Source organism: Shewanella sp. SR43-4, from assembly GCF_014163845.1.
Taxonomy (GTDB): Bacteria; Pseudomonadota; Gammaproteobacteria; order Enterobacterales; family Shewanellaceae; genus Shewanella; species Shewanella vesiculosa.
Genome location: NZ_JACJEB010000017.1, coordinates 1 through 23,365, shown reverse-complemented (window position 1 = coordinate 23,365; position 23,365 = coordinate 1). Strand labels below are relative to the sequence as shown.

19 protein-coding genes and 1 rRNA gene are annotated in these 23,365 nt (G+C 41.5%); 7 read left to right on the top strand and 13 right to left on the bottom strand.

What is annotated here, in order from left to right; all coding sequences use genetic code 11:
- Positions 1-15 precede the first annotated feature (15 nt).
- The 5 genes from H5123_RS16860 to H5123_RS16840 form a co-directional block, all read right to left on the bottom strand.
- Positions 16-213: a formate dehydrogenase gene (locus tag H5123_RS16860; RefSeq protein ID WP_124017768.1), complete on the bottom strand. Its 198-nt coding sequence runs from the start codon at positions 211-213 to the stop codon at positions 16-18.
- A gap of 50 nt (positions 214-263) precedes the next feature.
- Positions 264-929 carry a molecular chaperone gene (locus H5123_RS16855; RefSeq protein WP_182698709.1) on the bottom strand — a complete coding sequence of 222 codons (666 nt, stop codon included), beginning with the start codon at positions 927-929 and terminating at the stop codon, positions 264-266.
- A gap of 10 nt (positions 930-939) precedes the next feature.
- Positions 940-2,619, bottom strand: a complete 1,680-nt coding sequence (locus H5123_RS16850) for a 4Fe-4S binding protein (RefSeq protein WP_182698708.1) — start codon at positions 2,617-2,619, stop codon at positions 940-942.
- 142 nt (positions 2,620-2,761) lie between these two features.
- Positions 2,762-3,457, bottom strand: a complete 696-nt coding sequence (locus tag H5123_RS16845) for a DUF3306 domain-containing protein (RefSeq protein WP_182698707.1) — start codon at positions 3,455-3,457, stop codon at positions 2,762-2,764.
- Positions 3,454-3,921, bottom strand: coding sequence for a DUF3305 domain-containing protein (locus H5123_RS16840; protein WP_124017772.1), 468 nt, complete (start codon positions 3,919-3,921; stop codon positions 3,454-3,456). Before H5123_RS16840 ends, H5123_RS16845 begins: the two co-directional genes overlap by 4 nt.
- Before the next feature lie 341 nt (positions 3,922-4,262).
- On the opposite strand from H5123_RS16840, the gene H5123_RS16835 reads away from it, so the two are divergent.
- Positions 4,263-5,117: a formate dehydrogenase accessory sulfurtransferase FdhD gene (locus tag H5123_RS16835; protein WP_124017773.1), complete on the top strand. Its 855-nt coding sequence runs from the start codon at positions 4,263-4,265 to the stop codon at positions 5,115-5,117.
- Here H5123_RS16835 and rlmF read toward each other — a convergent pair.
- On the bottom strand, positions 5,114-6,196 hold the full coding sequence (gene rlmF, locus H5123_RS16830; protein ID WP_182698706.1) for a 23S rRNA (adenine(1618)-N(6))-methyltransferase RlmF: 1,083 nt from the start codon (positions 6,194-6,196) through the stop codon (positions 5,114-5,116). The genes H5123_RS16835 and rlmF overlap by 4 nt on opposite strands.
- Entirely contained in the window at positions 6,196-6,597 is a 402-nt protein-coding gene (locus H5123_RS16825; RefSeq protein ID WP_124017775.1) for a flagellar basal body-associated protein FliL, read from the bottom strand. The genes rlmF and H5123_RS16825 overlap by 1 nt, the downstream gene beginning before the upstream one ends.
- 128 nt (positions 6,598-6,725) lie before the next feature.
- Between H5123_RS16825 and H5123_RS16820 the strand changes: the two genes are divergently transcribed.
- On the top strand, positions 6,726-7,313 hold the full coding sequence (locus H5123_RS16820; RefSeq protein WP_124017776.1) for a chorismate lyase: 588 nt from the start codon (positions 6,726-6,728) through the stop codon (positions 7,311-7,313).
- An 81-nt stretch (positions 7,314-7,394) separates the two neighbouring features.
- Here H5123_RS16820 and H5123_RS16815 read toward each other — a convergent pair whose 3' ends face one another.
- From H5123_RS16815 to H5123_RS16805, 3 genes are all read right to left on the bottom strand, one after another.
- A complete protein-coding gene (locus H5123_RS16815; protein WP_182698705.1) occupies positions 7,395-10,238 on the bottom strand; it encodes an immune inhibitor A domain-containing protein in 2,844 nt (947 codons plus the stop codon).
- Positions 10,235-10,546, bottom strand: coding sequence for a hypothetical protein (locus H5123_RS16810; RefSeq protein WP_182698704.1), 312 nt, complete (start codon positions 10,544-10,546; stop codon positions 10,235-10,237). Before H5123_RS16810 ends, H5123_RS16815 begins: the two co-directional genes overlap by 4 nt.
- A gap of 262 nt (positions 10,547-10,808) precedes the next feature.
- A complete protein-coding gene (locus tag H5123_RS16805; RefSeq protein WP_124017779.1) occupies positions 10,809-11,405 on the bottom strand; it encodes a YhgN family NAAT transporter in 597 nt (198 codons plus the stop codon).
- Between the two features lie 316 nt (positions 11,406-11,721).
- Here H5123_RS16805 and H5123_RS16800 point away from each other — a divergent pair, with 316 nt between their 5' ends.
- From H5123_RS16800 to hemN, 3 genes are all read left to right on the top strand, one after another.
- Positions 11,722-13,308: a metal transporter gene (locus H5123_RS16800; RefSeq protein WP_182698703.1), complete on the top strand. Its 1,587-nt coding sequence runs from the start codon at positions 11,722-11,724 to the stop codon at positions 13,306-13,308.
- Between the two features lie 44 nt (positions 13,309-13,352).
- Positions 13,353-14,102: an NRDE family protein gene (locus H5123_RS16795; protein WP_182698702.1), complete on the top strand. Its 750-nt coding sequence runs from the start codon at positions 13,353-13,355 to the stop codon at positions 14,100-14,102.
- A 297-nt stretch (positions 14,103-14,399) separates the two neighbouring features.
- On the top strand, positions 14,400-15,776 hold the full coding sequence (gene hemN / locus H5123_RS16790; RefSeq protein WP_124017782.1) for an oxygen-independent coproporphyrinogen III oxidase: 1,377 nt from the start codon (positions 14,400-14,402) through the stop codon (positions 15,774-15,776).
- Between the two features lie 71 nt (positions 15,777-15,847).
- On the opposite strand, the gene add is transcribed toward hemN, so the two are convergent.
- Positions 15,848-16,846 (bottom strand): adenosine deaminase, encoded by a 999-nt coding sequence (add, locus tag H5123_RS16785; protein WP_182698701.1) that lies wholly within the window; start codon positions 16,844-16,846, stop codon positions 15,848-15,850.
- Between the two features lie 215 nt (positions 16,847-17,061).
- On the opposite strand from add, the gene H5123_RS16780 reads away from it, so the two are divergent.
- Together H5123_RS16780 and H5123_RS16775 are read left to right on the top strand one after the other, a co-directional pair.
- A complete protein-coding gene (locus H5123_RS16780) occupies positions 17,062-18,870 on the top strand; it encodes a DUF885 family protein (RefSeq protein ID WP_182698743.1) in 1,809 nt (602 codons plus the stop codon).
- 60 nt (positions 18,871-18,930) lie between these two features.
- Positions 18,931-19,905 (top strand): alpha/beta fold hydrolase, encoded by a 975-nt coding sequence (locus H5123_RS16775; protein ID WP_124017784.1) that lies wholly within the window; start codon positions 18,931-18,933, stop codon positions 19,903-19,905.
- Here the strand turns inward: H5123_RS16775 and H5123_RS16770 are convergent.
- Together H5123_RS16770 and rrf are read right to left on the bottom strand one after the other, a co-directional pair.
- Positions 19,871-22,237 (bottom strand): bifunctional diguanylate cyclase/phosphodiesterase, encoded by a 2,367-nt coding sequence (locus H5123_RS16770; RefSeq protein WP_259395686.1) that lies wholly within the window; start codon positions 22,235-22,237, stop codon positions 19,871-19,873. The two genes, H5123_RS16775 and H5123_RS16770, sit on opposite strands and share 35 nt — an antisense overlap.
- Positions 22,238-23,263: 1,026 nt before the next feature.
- Positions 23,264-23,365, bottom strand: a 5S ribosomal RNA gene (gene rrf, locus H5123_RS16765); the annotation flags it as partial.

Here is a 23,365-nt window from a genome sequence, read left to right as displayed (position 1 = left end):
ACACACTCTCCTTTGTTATTTGCTTAACGATGCATAATAATTACGAATATGCTCTGTTTCGCGATAGTTAGTGCCCGTAGGCTCTTCTGCAGACGGTTTAGTGACTTGGGCAAGTGCAGGTGCACTAACACTAGCCACAGCACCTGCCGCTGTGCCGAGCGCTAATGCTTTTAGCATTTGGCGGCGACCCATGTCGGAAGCTTGCTTTTTCATATTGTCTCCTTGTTGATAAAAAGATGAGGCAAAATAAGCCATCACCCGGTTTAGTTAATTTGTACAACGTCTTGTTCAAGCGGTTCTAAGTCAGCACTACCTGGACAATTCACCGGAATATTTAAACTCAGTTGTTCAAATTCATTGGCCTCAGCGGTAAAAAACGCTTTAGCTAATTGTGCAACGCTTTGATAAAAATGAGCACTAGGCGTGTTGGCTAAGTTGTCACAAAAACGCATAATCCAACTACCAATATGACGTTGATAAAACGCTAATTGGCGATAACCTGGTGCTTCTAAAATTAAGCAGCCCATGACTTCACATAATGCCGCAACATGATCTTCTGGCTCTTTAACGTTTTCTTCACGTTCAAAGCCAAGTTGCATCAGGTCGCCGCGCAATGCAGCTAAGGGTTTATCCATTAACGAGCCGGTCATAAACCAACTACCGTATGGCATAATTTCGCCACTGCCTACACCCAAGAAAATAGCAAAGTATTCATCTTCTAAGGTGTTGGTATCACTGTTTGCTGCAGCGAGTTTTAACGCATTCCATGCTTGACTCATGGTATTGCCATCCTCGGCCTCTACCTCTAAATCGGCTAAGAACGCTAATAATTCAGCACTAGGTTGGCGGCGTAACAACGCTGCCAGTAACTGATATATATCGGCTCTTAACTGATCATTCTCACTTACTTGTCTTCCTGCTTCGGTCATAAGAGATCTCTTATTGCAATTGCTTTTCTGGATCGTCAAGGATGTCTTCAAACATGTCTTTTACTCGGCAGTCGCCACACATTTTCAAACGCTCAATATTGGCGCTAAACGCACTATGGGCGCCGACCATTTCTACCATTTTGTGTATCATTGATTGAGTTGCAAATTCACTACCACATCGAATACATTCAAATGCAGGTTCTTCTTTTAATACTTGAACGTGTTGTCTTGCTGACTGATTAAAATTAATTTGTGGTATTAAGCTAATCACGTTTTCGGGACAAGCGGCTTCACATAACCCACATTGCACACAATCTTGCTCAACAAACTTCAGTGCCGGAGCATCACCGCCATCCTTCAAAGCTTGGGTTGGGCATGTTGAGACACATGACAAACATAAGGTGCACTTGTCGCTGTTGATACTCACCATACCGTATGGAATATTCGCCATAACGAGCACATCATCAACGGCTGCGGCTTGACTATTGAGGTGGTCAATCGCTTGAAATATGATGCTGCGTTTTACATTAGTATTAGGTTCTGCTGCCGTTAACATCATCGGCATAATCACAGGCCAAGTTAAGCTGACCGCGAGTGCATCATCTAGCTGACTTAGATCTGACGGAGTAATTAAGCGGATCCGTTGAGGCTGGCCCATTTGGTCGAGAATACGATTAGCTAATGCAGACTCACCTTTGAGCATTTGCAGTAATGTCGGTGCTGTTGCTGGTGTTTGTAAGATTAAAATTTCGCGGGCACCATTGGCTAATGCCGCTAACCAATGATCTATGCTCGCTACGGTTATTTCTTCCATTGCGACGGGTAACACATCACCGCTTAATTGCTCCGAAATCAATTCAGTGCCAGCTTCATTATCATGAAACAAGATAACCGGGGCAGTTTGGGCTTCTTCACGATAGCGACTGATAAGCTTTTCAAGGTAAGTATGCAACGATGCTGGGGTCGGTAAATCATAGCTCAGTGCACCTGTTGGGCATGTATTGGTACAGCTGCCGGCTCCATGACAAAGGTAAGGATCAATTTCAATCTTATGCGCTATACTGCTAATGGCATCTGCAGGACAAAAATTTAAACAACGATTACAACCGTTTAGACCATGTTTGTCATGGGCGCAAATATCACTATTAACCCGAACATAACGTGGTTTATCAAACTCTCCTATTAACTCTGGAATATTGGCAATAGCATCAGCGAGTAATGCAGAGTCTTGGCCAACATAAAAGTAACCTGGAGGAAGCATTTCTAGATTAATACAGGGACTGTGGCTTAAATCGAGCACGATATCAAAATGCGCTTGACGGATAGCAACAACGCTTAAATCTGTAATCCCAGTATCACCTTCAACTTTGACCTGAAACTGGCCTAGAAAACCTTTAACACTGGTCAATTTATTGTAGTAACTTTCGACATCAGCCGCCGCATTCATCACGGCTTCAAGATGGACTTCATCTTGGCTAGTGATCGCTTCATTGGCTAAAATTACTCGACTTGCCATAGTAGACAATTTGTCCGCCGCTAAACGTGCCAGATCTTCAGGCCCAATAATGAGCACATGCCCCTGGGTAGTATAACTAACGGTAGGCGGTATTAAATTTTGCAAAATCTGCGTCTTCGCCATCACCTGTTGTCGTGCTTGTTTCAGCTGTGGCTGGTTTTTTCTGATACTCATTGCGTTCCCAATTCTCGGTTTTTATACCTCATTAACAGTGATAGCTCAGTTCACTGTTCACGCTTATTGCTGATCGTATAACTAGTTGTAGATCTTTACATAACGGCTTTCATCTAGGTCACATCATCAGTGACTGCTGTTATTACGCTTTCGCCTCATCACTGGCGACGGCTTGCTTTATCAGGTCATCATTGTGACAAAGCGGTTGTTCTTGTGGCGATATCGTCGCGGTTTGTGGTTCATCCTCTGGCTTATCTGCATCCGTTGAAGCAATAGACTCCTCTTCGGAAATAGGTCTGGTTTGCTCAGAAAGTTCGGTTTTTGCCAAATCGGTTGGGGCTAAATCCGTTGGGGCAAGTTCTGTTGCAGATAAATCAGTCGATACGGCCTCTGGATCTAATTCAAGTTCTGGCGGTTCTTTTTTAATGACATAACGAAACACTTTACTGGCTAACTCAGCGGATACATCTGCTGACAATAGCGGTTGATTGGTATAATCCAGCGCATATTCGATAAGCCCGTCAATGTGACCATATTGCGGCTGTTTCCATAAGGCTCTTAACGCTGCGGCTTTAGTGGTTGGATCAACACTTTTAGCCATAAAACGAGCAAAACTACCGCCGACTTCAATGGTACTGGGATCGGGTAACGGTTCAGACTCTGCCACCTCATCAGCATCTATCACGTTATTATCTTGGTCGACTTCCGCTGTTAGTATGTTGAAGTCATCAGGTTTTTCTCGCGCATGTTGCAATAATTCTTCTTGCTCAGCCTCTTCAGCAACCCGTTGACGTCTAATCTCCCAACGGTTAAGAAGACCTTTTGTGTTATCGCTCATTGGATTTTCCCGGAGTGATTTGCACTTGGACCTTCATTTTTACGACGATTAACATGCTTGCGTCGATGAGCACTGATCTCAACCTCGCCATGACGAGTGATAAATGCTTCTATCCAGCACGCAATTGCACTGGGCATAGGAATATTAAGCACGGGTGTATCAGATTCAAGGCAACCGGCACTGACATGTTGGTCGGCAGAGATCATTGCTGGTACCCAGGTACCGTCAATCAGTTCATCACAAACGATATAGAGTGTTGAATTATCCATATCGAGATTAATACGATAACTACCTCGTTGATCTTTATATAATTCAAGTGGTATTAAGACAGAGTTTTCAGGCTGCGGTTGTGTTGCAGGAACCATTTGGTCAAGTTCCCAGCGAACCGATGCCCAGCGCCCTACTTGGATTGGCACCTTTTTGAGTGAAACATACATCGGCCAAATCGTGTCGGTGTGTTGCATGGTAATGCTTACCTCTGACATGAAAGTGTGTATTGAAATACACTTGATTTGATTATTTATTAAAGTAAAAGCAAAAATAGTGCCAACTAAAAAGTAAATTAACTTTGAACTAGATCCCTAAATCCTTCATAAGGATAGGACAATATGTCCATAGTGTCATTTTAGATGGGACATAAATACGCGGCAAAAATATTGAATTTGTAAAGATTTGCGCTAGATCACGCTTAGGCAAGTCGTTTTCAGTTTCGGGAATAATAATTGCTATGCTTTCTAATGTTGAAGCAAGTAAATGCTGCCGCTCAGTCCATCAATTAAAGACCCATTAAGAGGCTATCTCACTTATGACTCAATCTGTTTCAGCCACATCTTTAACGCGCGATGCGATAAAGTTTGTTAAAACTAATACTCAAGTACCACTGACCATTGCAGTGAAAGCGGTTAACGAACAAGGCGTAATCGTCGATAAATTTGTTGCCTGTGAACGCCCATTAACTGTCTATTTAAATTGGCGTCCGATTGTGACCTTGATGACATTAGGCGCAAAACCTGAGTCATTAACCCTTGGTTATTTAAAAAACCAAGGGTTTATTAGCGATTTAAGTTTATTAGAGTCAGTTATTGTTGATTGGGATGTCAGTTCTGCTGCGGTGATCACCAAAGAAGTATCCGAAGATATTGAGCAGAAACTAGCCGAAAAGACAGTTACGTCCGGTTGTGGTCAAGGCACTGTTTACGGAGGATTTTTACAAGGATTAGATGACATAAGTTTACCGACTCCATCGCTGACACAATCGACTATTTATCATCTGCTCAGTAATATTAGTGCTTACAATGAAACCTATAAAAATGCAGGTGCAGTTCATGGTTGTGGAATATGCCAAGATGAGAAAATTTTAGCCTTCGTTGAAGATGTAGGACGCCATAATGCCGTCGATACTTTAGCGGGCGATATGTGGTTGGATCAGCAATCAGGACACGATAAGATTTTCTATACTACCGGTAGGTTAACATCAGAAATGGTGATCAAAGTCGCCAAGATGGGCATACCAGTATTACTGTCGCGCAGTGGCGTGACTCAAATGGGTTTAGACTTGGCTAAACAAATGGGCATCACCTTAATTGCTCGCGCCAAAGGCAGACATTTTTTGGTGTATCACGGCTGTGAAACCATCACATTTGATGCCATCAAAGATTAACGCCTTAATGTAGACCATTGTTGACGTAACGCTGGGGTTAAAAAACTCCACGCTAAAATGCGTGTGGCTTTATTACCTTGTGTCATCTCAATGGTTTTTACCTCAACAGCGTTTACCTGTTTGAGTAATTGATAACAAGGTTTAAGGTTTTCTGACTTAGACACTAATGAGGTAAACCATAGCACTTGGCTGGCATAGTCGCGGCTTTGTTTAATCATGTTGGCCAAAAATTTCTGCTCGCCACCATCACACCATAACTCGGCTTTTTGACCGCCAAAATTGAGCGTAGGCTTAACTTGGCTCACGGCGAGTTGACTTGATTGTTGGCCATGCTTTTTCTGCTGGCTTTTAGCTAAATTGGTGACTTTACGTAATGTACCTGCCGATGCTTCAGCCAAAGAGCTATGAAACGGCGGGTTACACAAGCTGACATCAAACCGTTCATCTGCGCTAATGATCCCCTTAAAGATATGCTCGGGTTGTTGCTGTAACCTTAACTGCAAATAAGTTGAAATTTGCGGATTTTGTTGGGCGATCTGGTCCACATTGTCGATAGAAACAGGGTCAATATCCGATGCGACAAATTGCCAACCGTAGCTTTGAATCCCTAATAATGGGTAAATACCATTGGCGCCCGTTCCAATATCTAAGCAATGAATACTCGCCCCTTTAATTACCTTGCCATTAACGGCTAATAAATCAGCAATGTAATGCAAATAATCAACACGACCAGGCACTGGCGGACAAAGATACCCATTAGGAATATCCCAACCTCGGATATTGTACTCACTCAATAATAAAGCGGTATTGAGACATTTTACCGCGTGAGGGTCGGCAAAATCGATAGAGGCGTTACCGTAAGGATTTGGACGAACAAAAGCGGCCAACTCGGGCACTGCGATTATCAGTGCGTCAAAATCATACCCCTGTTTATGGGCATTACGCGAATGCAACGCTTTTGACAGCACAGGTTTACTGGACGCTGCTGAGGCGGAATGTCTTTTCACATCTGGCTTGTTTGGCGAACGCTTAGTCATATCAGGATTTGCTCGCTGCAACTGCGTTATTGAACGAGCCATTAATCATATAAATATTTAGTAAAGAGTAAGTTAACCACAATAGGACGACCGACTTCTTGTTCCATTAAGCGGTTAATCATCTCATAGCATTCACGGCGAATTTCCTCACGTCCAGATAAGGATTTAACCTTTTCTTCCGATTGATTACCTAAAATCTCAACGATGGCCGAGCGAAGCAAAGGATCGTGATGCTCTAAGCTCATTAAATCATTAGGATCTTTTACCATCAATTCAACACTAATTTTAACAAAACCTAACTTTTTACGATTAGAAATATAGTTAGTAACAATATCAGGCTCAAAGCCATAATATGCATAATCTTCAACAGCAGGCTCATCTGCAGCATGGACATTAAATGCCAAACAACACAGCATAACTAACGTTGAAACCAATTTTTTCATAGTGAGATAAACTCCGTCGATGTGGAACGTTACTTAAATTAAGCTATATTGCTCACTCCCTTAGGAGTGTTTGCTCATCTTTGACATGATAGACTACTGCCGTTGACATATATTGTAACGAGTTTTAAATGAATGTGACCAGTACTAGCTTTCCTTATGGTGAATCAATTCATTGGTTTTCGCCACAAAAAATCGACTCATTGCCCCACAGCCAACTTAAAGACTGGTTATTAGCGACCGGAAGTTTAACCAAACGTCTTAAGACACACTGTAAACTCTTCGAAGTAAGAGTGTTAGGCGAACATTTACTTCAGCCTCTAGCAGATGAATTTCCCACTCAAACAGACCCAGTTTGGATCCGTGAAGTATTATTGTGTCTTGATGGCATCCCATGGGTATTTGCCCGCACGCTGATCCCACAAATCATTCTCGACTCACAACACAAGAATAATGGTCATCAACCTAATGATTTCACCCGTCTTGGCACTCGTCCACTAGGTGAATTATTATTTAATAGCCCAGACATTACTCCCGGCAATATTGAAGTAGCCCAGTTTGAAACCTGCGGGCGTTTAGCTGCATTAGCCACCAGCTTAAATCAAAAAGTTAACAGTAGCTTATGGGGCCGTCGTCGCTATTTTAATCTGTATGGTTCACAACTGATTGTCAGCGAGATTTTTCTGCCTGCGGCGGTCGAATACATCAATCAAAGTTGAACAAGATTAACTCAGCCTCACTCGGCGATCTGGTATCGTTAATCTAAAAACGCCCTTGAGGGCGTTTTTAGAGGGTGATGATTAAACCCGCTTACGTAAGAAGCCAAACAAGCTCAGCATCAATATAGTTAGCCATCCCAAACTGCCACCGCTGCTGCCATTGTCAGTTGTCGTTGTAGACGTAGTAGCTGTAATTATTGGCGACGACACCGTTATAACTTGATTAGCCGTCACTTCATTACCAATAGAATCTGTGGTCACTAACGTAATGGTATAAGTCCCTCCTGTGCTATAAGTATGGCTTGGATTTTCAACCGTGCTGCTACTGCTATCACCAAAATCCCACAAATAAGTCAAATTACCAAAACCTTGCTTAGACATATTAGTCAGCGCTACTGTTAGATCGGTTTGATTCAAGGTAAATGCAGCTAAAGGCTGAATCACCACTCTTATCGTGTCAGTTGCGGTGACAGTATTACCTGCCGCGTCAGTTACCAGCACACTGACAATATAGTCTCCCGATGCTGAATATGTGTAGCTTGGTGCAGTATCGCTACTAGTGGCATTGTTTTCCCCAAACGACCATGCATAGCTGTAATCACTGCCACCGCTGACAATCACATTAAAGCTAACATCGGCACCTGAAGCTTGCACTTTCATCTCGGCAACTAAGGATACTGGAGGCAACTCGCTGCTATCAGATAAGGCAAACTCAAGGGTTGCAGTGCTGCTGTCGCTGGCTTGTTCAGTGATTTGCATGGTCAATCCAAGCTCTGGCAATATCATACCGGCTTGTTGTTTTAACGGCGCACTGTAATCGCGATTGTCGTCAAACAGAGACTCAGCGGCTAGGTGGCTGTCACCAACATAAGGACTTTGTGGGTACAAGCTAAATGCTGCGTCACGAATTTGCACATCAGTCCGCTGAGCACCAATCAAATTTTGGTCTGCATCGACTACACCAATTAAGCTTTTGCCTGAGTGATCTGAAACATTATTATCATTTTGGTTAAAATTTTCTAACCACAATAATACTCCAGGTTCATAATTGTCATAAACCAGTCCGGCATCTACACCTTGATGACTGCGTAATTGCACAATGTAACGTCTCGCTTTACCAGGAAGACTATCTTCAATACGGCTAAAACCAGACAATGTCGCCATACCATCAGCCTCAGCGCCATCAATATAAAACGCTGAACCTTGGTTAATTAACTGAATATCATCAATAGCCATACCATAATCGCCAACAGCTTCATCGGTTTTATAGACCACACTGATCTGCACATCTCGGCCGGCATAAGCACTCAAATCAAAGTTCATGTTAACCCAAGCATCTAAACCCGCTGCGGTACTAATGTTGCTCGATTTTCCGCTAATAAAGTTTTTTACTGCTGGATAAACGGCATTAGTTGAACTGGTGTAGTTACCTTCTATTGCTACGCTATCAACCAGAACTTGTACATAATCATAATCATCTTCAATATCCCAGTGAGCTTGAAATGATAATGCTAACGGCGTATCTAATGGTAATGACACATTGAACGACATAGCATTATTCATCATGTCACCTTGACCTGAATAATACTGATACTTACCTGTTAATGGCGCTTTAAAGGCGATATTTTCAGCAGGCAGCGCAATCGATAACTGGTTGATGGCATCACTATTTACAGCATGATTTAGCTTTACCGCAGTGCCATTACTGGTTAAAGTAGCCAATGAAATATGCTGTTCATTAACCCACTTACCTTTGTACTTTTGTTGTAAAAAAGATTTTGCATAAGGGCTAAAGCCACTCGGTTGAGCCCCAGCAATACTGCCAGTCCAACTACCACCAGACATTAATGACCAAGCTCCTACAGGTGAACCATCGCCACTGTTAGTGGTGTCATACTCATCAGGTAAGCCTAAATCATGACCAAACTCGTGAGTACATACACCTGCGGCAGCATCGATAGGTTGTACTGTGTAGCCAAATACCTTTAAACCACCTCGCCCAGGAATAACATAGCCATTGGTGTTGGAATCCACATAAAATCTGTGTGACCAAATAGCATCATCAGCTAACACCCCACCACCAGCTTCTTCACCGATACTAGAATGAAACAACATTACATGGTCGATAATTCCGTCAGCTTCATCATAATTACCGTCGCCATCGATATCAAAAGGGTCTTCAATGTCATAACTCTCTAGCTCAGCATCGGTCATCCCAACGACAGCTTTCGTGACCGCCTCTTTAACGAGCTCAGGTACTGCATTATCGTCATCATTGCCATTATTACCGCCATAGTATGCGGCGTCATGATCTGCTGTGACCCAATCTCTTACCTCTCCGGTAAAGTGGAAACTTTTACCCGATACCGCCTGAAAATACTGATAAGCCGATTGTAAAGTTTGGTTACTTGGACCTGCAAAACCGTTTTGTGAAAATAACAGTTGTTGATAATGTGCTGCTGGGTAGCTGCTGTAATACATGTCGCTATCGCCAGCCTTTAATTGGTTGGCATCATGAGGTAAATCTGGAAAGTCTACCAACACAGCTAACACCTTTACCGTTTTGGTAATATCTTGATCGGCTAATACTTTGTTATTTGCAGCGGCATATTGCGCACTTTTGGTGTTTTTTTGTGCTGCACGTTTAACCCGCAATTGTTCAGCTTTCACTTCAATCGCTGCAGGTTTGAATGTGGTGTGACGGCCACGGCTCACAAATGCGTCCACTGCCGCTTGTTTTTCAACATCACTGGCATCGGCTGCCACTTCACCACGTTTGATTAACCAGTACAGCACTTGCTGTTCATTAATCAATCCACCATCTGCTGGGGTGCCTGTTTGCGGAGCCGCAAGTGCTGCCATGCTGCTACATGCCAGTAATAACGTTGAAACAATTAACCCTTGATATTTGGTCAACTTACTCATTTTAACTTCCCTGTATTAAGTGTTGGTTTGTGACATTTTTCAAATGCTTTTTGACGTTTGGTGATGTAATCAGCAACAATTCTATCGACTTGTACTTGGTCCATATCGGCGGTGATGAGTCCTTTCACGCGCAAGTTTTCAATTAATTTAGTCCTATCACGTAAAGGCGGCATTGCACTTGGACCACAGTCTTTAATTAATGGTTTAGTTACGGCTGCTTGCTCGTCTACGTTTGATGCCACCGATGGATTTTGACAACCTTGTAAGGTCATAAAAGCCAGTCCCAGCATGACGATAATGTATTTCATAATTCACCCCAAACAATAATTACATGACATTAACAGCTGCAACCTATGGGTTACAATTAAATTAGACATTCTTTAATGTAAATGTTCCCGTTCGCTTAAAAATTAATATAAACGATGATTTATTCTGCTTCTAAAACAAAAAAGCCGACCCTATTAGGTCGGCTTTAACGCTCTACGAATAACCAGTACTAGGTAGACAGATTGATTTTTTAATCTTTCAAACGAAGTGTATAGTCTGTAAAACCTATCGAGAAATAATGGCTTAATTCGTGGCGGAATTAATATAATTCGATATCCCATCAAGTAACATTTGTACCGAGATCATCACTAAAACCATCCCCATTAACCGCTCTACTGCGATTAAGCCTTTCTCACCAAGTATGCGAGTAAACAACTTGTAAAACATTAAAATAACTGCACTCATTCCCCATGCTGAGACCAGTGCTATGGTCCAATCAATCATACGACTACTATCTGTGTGCGCCAGTAATATTAATGCCGCCAAAATAGATGGTCCTGCCATTAATGGGATTGCCATAGGGACAATAAAAGGCTCTTCCCCGGCGGCTAATCCTGCAACACCGCCCGGCGATGGGAAGATCATTTTAATCGCGATTAAGAACAAGATAATGCCGCCCGCAATACTCACGGATTCAGAACGTAAGTTGAGAAAGTTAAGGATAGCTTCGCCAGCATACAAAAAAGACAACATAATAATAAGCGCAAACAATAGCTCACGGATTAAGACTTTACGACGTTTTTTGGGGTCAATATGACGTAATATGGAAGCAAATATAGGTAAATTACCTAGCGGATCCATAATCAAGAACAACATGACAGCTGCAGAAAAAATATCCATGGACAACAATCTTTTAATTAAAAAACATAGGCTACATTGTATACCTAACAGCACAATATTTGCGATGCAAACCACTACTTTATTGCTAATCGTAAGGTGATCGTCGTAAATGATTGCAACAAATACCCCCGAATAAATAGCCGCACCACTACTACCAAAGTTATGATCTAAAAAACTTTTTCAACCTCATGCCCAAAAACGCGATCAAAATTAGCCCCCTCTTTAGGTAAATTTTTCAGCTTAATAGATTCACACGCTACAATACTGGTTTAAAATGATATACTGCGTTGTTTTTTTCGATTGATTTCTGGATAACATGCTCTATCTAATTGCTAGTTGTGTTGCACTGCTGTTTGGGCCACTTTTTTATCGCTTCTTCGCATCAGGTAGCGGATTGCAAAAGGGCTTAGATGGGTTCATTTTTGTCTCTCTTGGCGGATTAGTGCTCATCCATATTTTGCCTGAGCTATTGGAGCATGGTGGATTCATCACGCTATTGTTTGTCATGCTCGGCGTTTGGGGACCAACAGCCAGTGAAAAGCTGTTTCATCGCTATTCAGATATCACCCATAACATCACTCTCACATTAGGTATTGCCGGGCTCCTGTTACACACAGTGACCGACGGCGGAGCCATGGTCTTGGCGCAACAGGATGGCAATTCAACACTGCTGGCCTTAGGCGTGATCATGCATCGCTTACCTGTTGGTGTCGCCATTTGGTGGTTACTCAAACCACAAGTGGGTAATCGATGGGCCAGTGCTGTATTAGCGGCAATGATGATACTAACCAGCGTCGGCTACTTTGCAGGTGAACACCTATTAGCCCAATTGAGCCTTGAAAATACCGTTTATTTGCAAGCCTTTGTTACCGGCTCAATTTTACACGTGGTATTACATCAACCTCATGGTCATCAACAAGAAGACAAGCAGGGCAAATATCAATACCAAGCCGGTATTGGCAGTTTATTAGGCTTAGGATTATTAGCGCTACTGCTATTGATGGATACTGGCGGCCATGAACATGCTCATCAAAATCATGGTTCAGAGCAATTTATGAGTTGGTTACTGACCATCTCACCGATTTTATTAGGCAGCTATTTTATTGCTACGGCTCGGTTTGCATCTGGTTTACGCCCCTCTCATCCGTCCTTGGGACTACGTTGGTTACAGCGATTAGCGGGGCCGGAAGCATTATTAATTACCATCTTATTATTAGGGCCTTGGTTTGCGCTTTATCAAGCTCTGGGATTATTCGCTATAGGGGCACTCATGACCCTAACGCAAGTCGAGATAACCGACCCACATCCAACAGCATCAGAGTCACCATGGCGTTTTGGTTTTAGCCAATTAGTCGACCGAAGTGCGCCTTGGATAATTCTTAGTTTAGTACTAGCAAATCTGATTGGTCATCCATCTGTACCACTAGCAAACCCTGCATTGCAGGTATTTATTTTATTGTTAGTCTTTTTACCAATGCGTTTTTGTAATTTAGGCACGGTAATTTTGGCTTTATCTCTGGCTTACAGTGGTTGGAGCCAAATTGCGGTAGCCTTTACTTTATTGGCCGCACCAGTAATTAGTATTGGTCAATTGAAGTTAATGAATTGGAAACAAGGGCTGATGTTAGGCGGAATTTTACTGCTAGGATTAATGGCGGCAGATCAATTCACATTGAGTTCAACATTAACATTACACTTACCAGAGTCTGCTAACATTGTTGGTTTAGTGGCCATAGTTTTATTGTTTGGTGCCAGTTTACTTAGGCTCGGGCCGCGCAAATTTTTAAGCCGTTTGATGATTAACCTCAAATCAGTGTCACATCCACATGATCACGGCCATCCATCAGACATTAAAGCGCCACATCATCATGACTCAGCATCGACACATAAACATCATCATTAATCTATTTAGTCGCTAATGATGACAATATATTTAAGGGGGCCGCTATGTGTATTTTATTTATTGCCGTTGAGGCGCATCCCGACTACCCCTTAATTATTTGTGCAAACCGTGACGAATTTCATCACAGAGCAACTGAACCAGCGTATCGCTGGCCAACTCATCCTGCCATTATTGCTGGGCAAGACAAGCAAGCTGGCGGCACTTGGTTAGGCATTAATGAGCAAGGCCAATTTGCAGGAATAACCAATATTCGCTCCATTGAACTGCAAAATGGCGTTCGCAGTCGTGGGGAATTAGTGGTTGATGCGCTAACAAAACAGCACGTTAATAGTCAATGGCTAGCTGAACACTCGGTTAATTATAATCCGTTTAATTTAGTCTTCGAACACCACAACCAACTCTTCTGCTTTAACAGTAAAACATCAACTACCACTATACTCGAGCCTGGATTTCATGCGGTAAGTAACGGCGCATTGGATGATATATGGCCTAAAATGGCTAAAGGCCAGCAACAGCTGCAAACCTATATCAAGCAAATGCAGACACCTTGCATAGACCAATTACTCGCTATCATGCGAGATACCTCACAACCAAAGGATCAAGATTTACCTCAAACAGGTATTAGCCTTGAGTGGGAACGTCTATTGTCTGCTATTTTTATCCAGCATGAAGAATACGGTACTCGCTCAACCAGCATAGTGTTGAAACATAAAAGCGGAAATGTACAACTTACTGAAGTGAGATATGATGGTAAAGCGCGTAATTTAGGTACTCAGCACTTTAGTATTAACTAACCGCAACAGGGTTAATAGATGAAACCTGCTGGCTAAAAAATCATCACCTTTGACCTAACCAATATCCCAATCTAAGGTTAACTTCACCCTTAAGACAGACTTACTGCTCAATACCTCTCACATTGGCTATCGCAAACTGTGACCCAGCCCGCATTACCACTAAGATTCAATATAAGACTTAGCTCAAGTGCCTTTATTCCACTAGGCAACATTCATTTTTACAACCTAGATCAAGGTTATTTGATCATGAACATTGCATAATTCGCCTGTTGCTAATTTACCACCGGAGGACACGCCTTGAAGCAGCCCACTCAGATTAGTTGGGATCAGTCGATGATCGAAAAATACAATTACAGCGGTCCCCGTTATACTTCTTACCCGACCGCACTAGAGTTTGACGATGCCTTTACTGAGCAGAATTTACTGACATCCATTCAAAACAGTAAATCAGACAAACTGTCGCTTTACGTACATATCCCTTTTTGCGCTAAGCTTTGCTATTACTGTGGCTGTAATAAAATTATTACTCGCCACGCACACAAAGCCGATCAATACATTGAATATCTGGCCACTGAAATTATTAAACGTGCACCATTATTCAAAAATTACACCGTAACCCAAATGCATTGGGGTGGCGGTACACCTACATTTTTAAACCCTGAACAAATTCTAAAACTGACCGCACTGATTAAAGAACACTTTAATTTTGCAGATGTAGGTGAATACTCTATTGAAGTCGACCCTAGAGAAATCGAGCTGAGCATGCTTGATACCTTAAAAGAAGCTGGGTTTAACCGAGTGTCTATTGGTGTACAAGATTTTAATAAAGCAGTACAGGTTGCCGTTAACCGTGAGCAAGACGAACAATTTATTTTCGACTTAATGGCTAGAGCAAAAGAACTCGGGTTTGTGTCAACTAACGTTGATTTAATTTATGGATTACCGCTACAAACTCCCGAAACGTTTGCTAAAACGATAGCCCGAATTATTGAGCTTTCTCCCGATCGTCTATCTGTCTTTAACTATGCGCACTTGCCATCGCGTTTTGCGGCGCAGCGTAAAATTAAAGAAGTCGATATGCCATCGCCACAACAGAAATTAGATATGCTGCATCAAACGATTGAATCGTTAACCGCAGCAGGTTATCAATTTATTGGTATGGATCATTTTGCTAAGCCCAATGATGAGTTAGCAAAATTACAAAATGCCGGTAAATTACATCGTAATTTCCAAGGTTATACCACCCAAGAAGAATGTGACTTACTTGGTTTAGGTGTGTCATCTATTAGCCAAATTGGCGATTGTTATGCCCAAAACCAAAAAGACATTCGTCCATATTACGAAGCGATTGATGCTAATGGTCATGCTTTGTGGAAAGGGTGTAGTTTAAATCACGATGACGAAATTCGCCGTGCGGTAATTAAACAAATTATCTGCCATTTTGATTTAGACATGGCCAAAATTGAACAGAAATTTGCGATAAACTTTGAAGAATATTTTGTGGAAGATCTCAAACTATTACAAACTTTTATCGATGATAAGCTCGTCAATATTACTGACAGAAAGCTCACAGTAAGCCCGACCGGTCGGCTACTTATTCGTAATATTTGCATGTGCTTTGATGTCTATTATCGCCAAAAAGCCCGTCAACAGCAGTTTTCAAGAGTAATTTAACTCACTGTTTATACAAAGTAGAATACAAAAATAGCCAGCATTTGCTGGCTATTTTTATTCATACTCGCTATTTACTTAGCTTTTTTAGCGTATAACGCTTTGCGGTCACTGTCAGACATAAAGGCCATTTCAACACCATTGCGTTGCAATGTCGCCAGTTGACTATCGCTGAAACCCATTTCAGATTGAACCACACGATATTCATGCGCGATATCAATAGCGCTCACACCTGGGTCATCGGTATTAAGACCAATCAATACACCTGCGTCCATAAATTTACGCAGTGGATGAACATCATAATCTTTAACGGTAGACGTATGTAAGTTGCTGGTTGGGCATGACTCAATTCCAATACGATGCTTAGCCAAATACTCCATCAACTTAGGATCATGAATCGCATTCACGCCATGACCAATTCGTGTCGCACCCAGAACGTTAATGGCTTGCCACATACTTTCAGCACCCGCGGCTTCGCCAGCATGAGCAGTAATGTGTAATCCTGCATCTCGAACACGCTTAAAGTGCTCAGTAAATAAGTCGCCAGGAAAACCAAGTTCATCTCCGGCTAGGTCCATCGCGACAATGCTGTCACGATGAGCAAGTATGCCTTCAAGCTCTAAGCGACATTTTTCTTGTCCAAATGAACGCGACATAATACCGATCAGGTTAATCTGAATATCACGCTCTTTTACACCGGCACGTACGCCATCGATAACGGCTTCAACGACACCTTCAATGGGCAAATTATGATTCATCGCCATGTAATATGGACTAAAACGCAACTCAGCGTAATCTAAACCTTGTGATGCTGCATCAATAACATTCTCATAGGCAACACGTTTCACAGCATCAAGATCAGCTAATACTGCCACCATCCAATCGAGTTTCTTGAGAAAATCCACTAGATTGTTTTCTTTACCTTGGATTTGCACAAATGGCGCAAGCTCTTCAAGCGAATTAGCGGGTAGCTGAATACCGTGTTGATGGCCTAATTCCCAAATGGTTTTTACATTAACATTGCCGTCTAAATGTCGATGCAAATCAACCAGCGGAATGGTTTTATCTATCATAATTAACCCCTATAAACTTACCCTGCCGTTAGTTTAGTTTTGTCGGTCAGAGAATAGCACTAAGTTTAACATGTATTGATATAAATTCTGATGACCAATATTTTTATATGGAATCTATAACAGCAAAAAAACATACTTATTTGTGATGTGTTTTTTATGCTTAAATCGGGCATACTCTAATGCTGACAAACAGATTAAAACATCAAGGACTATCGATGCGCTTACTGATCCTACCGGCACTGATAATGTTAAGTTTATCGGCTTGTAATAGCTATACGCTGACGACTCAAGTTAATGAATCAATCGTAGGCCAACAGACACTGATAGCGCCAGATTTGCAAGTGATTATAGACCAGAGTTGGGCTCTTAATTTAGCCTATTCTCCAGAGTTAGCCGCCAGTTTAGGTGATGCGACAGCAGTAGGAAAGCTTGACGATTTATCTGCAGAAACCTTAGCAAAAAAAAACCAACAGACTGTCGAAATTCTCAATACACTCAAACAACTTGATCGAACACAGTTATCAAAATCTGATGTCATCAATGCCAAAATCTTGCAAGACCAGCTACAAAATGACATCGATATGTATCATTTTCATGACCACTATTTACCTATTACGGCAGAAAGTGGTTTCCATGCTTACATCGCATCGATTGCTAAAGCACGTTTCAGTAGTGTTGAGGATTATCAGCATTATTTAGCCAAACTTAAACAACTACCGCGCTATTTTGCTCAGCAAACATACTGGCTCAAACAAGGCTTAGCCAGTGGCATCACCCCAGCAAAAATCACCTTAAATGGTTTTGAAGACAGCATTAGCGCGTTTATTGTGCCTGTTGAGGCCAGTGGTTACTTTACACCGTTTACCCACTATCCAGAGTATTTTAGCGCAGCAGAAAAGCAAGCGTTAACCAAACAAGGTCGGGAAACTGTTGAGCAAATTGTACTGCCACTTTATCAGCAGTTTTATGATTTTATGACTCAAGAATATATTCCCAATGCACGGGTAGATATTGCCGCCTCCGCCTTACCGGATGGTAAAGCTTTTTATCAAAACAGAGTGGAATATTACACCACACTGCCTATGACAGCAGATGAAGTCCATCAACTTGGATTGCAAGAAGTCGCGCGAATAAGAGCAGAAATGGAGCAAGTCATTAAAGATGTTGGCTTTCAGGGCAGTTTTGCTGAATTTTTAGCATTCTTACGCACCGACCCACAGTTCTATCCCAAAACGGCAGATGAGCTACTTAAAGAAGCAGCGTTTATTGCCAAAAAAGCCGATGCCATATTGCCTAAGTATTTTGGAAAATTACCCCGCACCCCTTATGGTATTGCGCCAGTGCCCGCAGAAATAGCACCTAAATATACTACTGGGCGCTACTCTGGCTCAAACCGTGACGACGAGCCCGGCTATTATTGGGTCAATACTTATGCCTTGGATAAACGACCACTTTACGAGCTAGAAGCATTAACGTTACATGAAGCCGTTCCAGGGCATCATTTGCAAATTTCACTCAATAAAGAGCTCACTGACTTACCCAATTTTAGACGTTACAGTTACATCTCTGCATTTGGTGAAGGTTGGGGTTTATACTCAGAATATTTAGGTGTTGAAGCAGGGTTTTATCGAGACCCTTATAGCAACTTTGGCCGTTTAACCTATGAAATGTGGCGGGCAGCGCGACTAGTCGTTGATACAGGCATGCACGCTAAAGGTTGGAGTCGCCAGCAGGCGATCGACTTTATGGCCAGTAATACAGCCCTTTCAATGCACAACGTCACCACGGAAATCGATCGCTATATTTCTTGGCCGGGCCAAGCGCTATCATACAAAATTGGTGAATTAACCATAAAACGCTTGCGCGCCAAAGCTGAGAAAGCATTAGGAAAGGATTTTGATATCAGAAAGTTCCATGATGCTATTTTAGAAAATGGCTCCATCCCAATGACGGTACTAGAGCAAATGGTTGATGAGTTTATCACTCGCCAGCAGGCGAATATAGAAGAGACAAGCAAGGTATAAATTAAACAACACTCAGAAATTAAATATTATTTTAGATTCAAACATACTGGCTTAATCACAATGCATTACATGAAATTTTCATCAGAATTAAAACTCGATACCAGCGAACAGCGACACTTTTGGCAGCAAGTACAGCAATCGAGTTTCTGTACTCCTGATAATATAAACATTGCCTATGCAATGATCGAACACCCCAATAAGCAACGCGCTATCGTGATCAGCAATGGCAGAGTTGAATCTTATTTAAAGTATCAAGAATTGATGTTCGATTTGTATCAACAAGGATTCAGCGTTTACGCTTTAGATCATCGAGGCCAAGGCTTATCAGATAGACTCACCCATAATCCATTTCAGGGTTATGTAGAAAACTTTAGCGATTACACTGCTGACTTGGCTCAATTTATCGAGCAAATAGTTAGTCCACAACAGCATGATGAGTTATTTTGTATCGCCCACTCAATGGGCTGTACCATCGCAAGTGATTACCTTAATCAATACCCACAAACATTTGCAGCAGCGGTATTTTCAGCACCAATGTTTGGTATACGGCTACCGTTTGCGAAATCACTTGTCCATTGGTTAGCTCAAAAACTTGATAACAATCGTCTTGAAGCAGGTAAAGTTCACAGTACATTTGTGCTTGGTGGTACTCATTACAAACCCGATAGCTTTAAGCGAAATCTTCTCACTCATAGCCAATATCGCTACCAGCACTATCGCAACGTGTTTGAGGAAAATCCTCAGGTGCAATTGGGCTCGCCCACGAATCATTGGTTACTTGAAGCAATGAATGCGGCGCAGAGCACGATTAGCTATGCTAAAAACAGCCAAACCCCGATATTAATCTTGCAAGCTGAGAAAGATAGGATTGTATGTAACGAGTCACAAAATCAAACACTCAGTAATCATTGTCATAAAGTCGTCATTGAAGGCGCGTATCACGAGGTGTTTATTGAAAGTGATAAAATGCGTAATATTGCGCTTTCTTATGCTATCGATTTTATGGCACAACACTCAAAGATAGCTGAGTCTTAATCAATTGAATGATGTCGTCATTATCTAATGGCCTACTAATAATATAACCTTGGAACCAAGTACATTTTGCGTGTGTTAATAAATTAAGTTGCTGCTTATTCTCCACCTGTTTAGCCACAACAGGGAAATTTAATTTAGCTGCAAACTCAATAATAGCATTAACAATATTGAAGGTTTCAGGGTTAAATTCAATGTCTTCAAGGTAAACGGCTGCTAGTTTCACTTGTGAAAAACGAATACCTTGCAGCAAATAAACCGCACAAGATCCGCTGCCAAAATTATCCATCGCAATATTGATACCAAATCGTTGTAACTCAGCAATTTTGTTTTTAGCGACACTCGCATTTACCACAAACACATCTGCCGCTAACTCAAATTGAAGTAACGATGGAGATATTTGTGCTGCGTTAATTCGATTCATTATCACATTAGCAAAGTGATCTTGATGAAAATGGCGTGATGATATATTTAACGACATTATAGGAATAGTTGCATTAGCTTGTTGAAGTGTTTTAATCATTTCACAAACTTGATCTAACGCCCACAACTCTAACTCAAAGATACAGTCAGACAACTCAGCAGATGTAATAAACTTGCGTGGGCTAATGTAGCCATACTGCGGATGATACCAACGCATCAAAACTTCTACACTATTGAGCTGTCCAGCCTGGTCGACAACGGGTTGATAGACTAATGACATTTGCTGATTATGAATCGCAAGTTTCAATTCGTTTTGTAATTTAAATGGTTGAACCTGATGCTGAACAGATTCAGATTGATAAATAGCACAACCATTAGAACGACTCTCTTTTGCTTGTTCTAAAGCGCTGTCGACACGAGCCAGTAATACTTGCGGCTCTAAAGACTCAATACCATCAAAAACGACTAATCCAATCCGAGCAGTAATGGATAAGTTTTGATCTGAAATAGTAAAACTACGCCCAATCAACTGTCTAACTTCGCTTGCCAATGCTAGCGCACGCTTATTTGCTTGATCGATATCATTACCAAAGTTTTTGACTAAAAAGACAAACTCATCAGCGCCAAGGCGTGCAACTTGGCCAACACTGGAAAAAGTAGCTGATAACCTTGCCGCTATCTGCATTAATAATCGGTCACCAAGCTGGCGTCCCAAGCCATCATTAATTAATTTAAAATTATCTAAATTAATCATCAACAGTGCAGAGAACTGGCCAGTTTCACGACTGAAAACTTGTAGGTCGAACAGTTGATCAGCTAATAGGTCACGATTAATGATATCCGTAAGGCCGCTATTACTTTGTTTTTCATTGGTAATTGATTGATTTTTAACATCATCAGAAACATCTGTTATCGTACCAATAATACGCAGTGGTCGACCGAGTTCATCCCACTCAACAATTTTCCCACGATCAAGAATCCAAATATAACGGCCATCTTTATGGCGTAAACGGTAAACACTCTCATAATATTCATGTTGATTCTGAATATAATTCTGTAGTGTATTTAAAACCTGTGCTTTATCATCGCGATGTAAACGAGATTCCCACACAGAATAATCATTATCGAGCTCATAAGGCTGATAGCCTATGATATCTTTCCAACGATCAGAAACAAACACATCACCAGTAGAAATACACCAATCCCAAATACCATTACGTGCCCCCTCAACAGCAAATAGCCAGCGTTGCTCAGCATCATTAAGACGCTTCTTACTTCGAGATAGTCGCCCATTAACTTGATTTAGATAATCTCGTAAGTTAACCAACTCAGTTGATGCACACACAATATCAGTATTAAAATCAGGTGAATCAAGGTTTTTGGCGGCTTGGCTTAATTGGCTCAATGGCCGAATAAGCAAATAGTGCAACATCACGCAAAATAACGACAGTAACAAAGCGCCTATGCCCCATATCTCCATAAAACGCTTTAAGAGACTATCAACAGCTTCAGCTAATATATTAGCAATGTCATATTCTAAGTAAATCAGTTCAACGGAGTTTGAATAACTGTAACGTGAATTCGCATTAACAGGGTAGTAGGCTTGGATAGATAGACGATCAAAGTTAACCTTTAAATAAGATTTATTATTGCTGACAACACTTCTGTGCAAATCAGCAGAATAACCTTCTAACACATTGGTAGCATTACTTTCTCGCCAAATAATATGGTTCGCAAATTGAATCTTACTATCTGAATCAAGGATCACATAGACCATCATATTCTGATCGGTTGAAACTAACGCAACCTCCTGCTCTATCCGTTCAGGATCTTGCATCAATATTGAAGATTCAACCACATGACGCATTCTGAATAAGTCTTTCTGTATTTGCTCTGATTGTCTTAATGCCAACTGATCATTTAGCTCAGCATGCTCATAAAAATACTCTCCAGATACTAAGCCGAAGTAGAGGGTGAAAACACACACAGGGACAATTATAGACAGAGAAATTTTTGGCAAACGAGGCAAAATAAACCCACCCAATTAAATATATGAAGATACGCTAACGGTTATCTTATCAACAAGTAAAGCAATAGTTATGAAGACGAATAACATATACAAAATAAAAAACTATTGATTTATTAGGAGCTTTAAATCGATCTACATACTCTACCTTGTTTCTGCTGTAAGTGTAATTTTATTTACCTAGATAAAACATGCACCATGACAATAAACACTCAGGATATTATTGGTGTAACGAACTCTAAAATAAATCAAACGAAACAACTTATTGCATAACGCTGAGCTTTATCTAATCAAACTGCAAAACCATGAGATGACTAGATTAACCATCTAACAGCCAAATGTGAACAAGTAGACAATAAGTTATTTAGGTTAACTAAGGTTCAATGTTAGTCAGTTAGAACAAAAGCCTGATACATCAGTTTGTAGCTTACAGCCATCATCTCTCATCTGAGCATATCGATCATACAGCAATACTGGTTTACTTAATGTGCACAGGTAAACATCAGATAACTCGAAAATATTTTAACTATAGACGTAAAATTACGGACACTCGCATGGGCATATCAACCAGACTGGTCAATGGCTTAGGCCCAAGAACAGCTTTAACGCTCAAATTACAGACGTAAAAAGCCCGCTACATAATAGCGGGCTATTTCACGACTCTTTCAAGTCAATTAGGCGCCTGGAACTGACCGACTCTGGCATGGGCATACTGGCTACACTGACTAACTGCCTAGGTTTAAGGCACAAAACAAAAAGGCCACTCGAGTAGAGTGGCCTTGCTGTGTTCTTTAGCACCTAGAACTGACCTACTCTCGCATGGGCATACTGGCCATACTGACTAATTGCTTAGGTTTCAAGGCAAAAACAAAAAGGCCACTCGGTTAGAGTGGCCTTGCTGTTTTATTTGGCGCCTGGAAATGACCTACTCTCGCATGGGGAGACCCCACACTACCATCGGCGATACTGTGTTTCACTTCTGAGTTCGGAATGGGATCAGGTGGTGCCACAGCT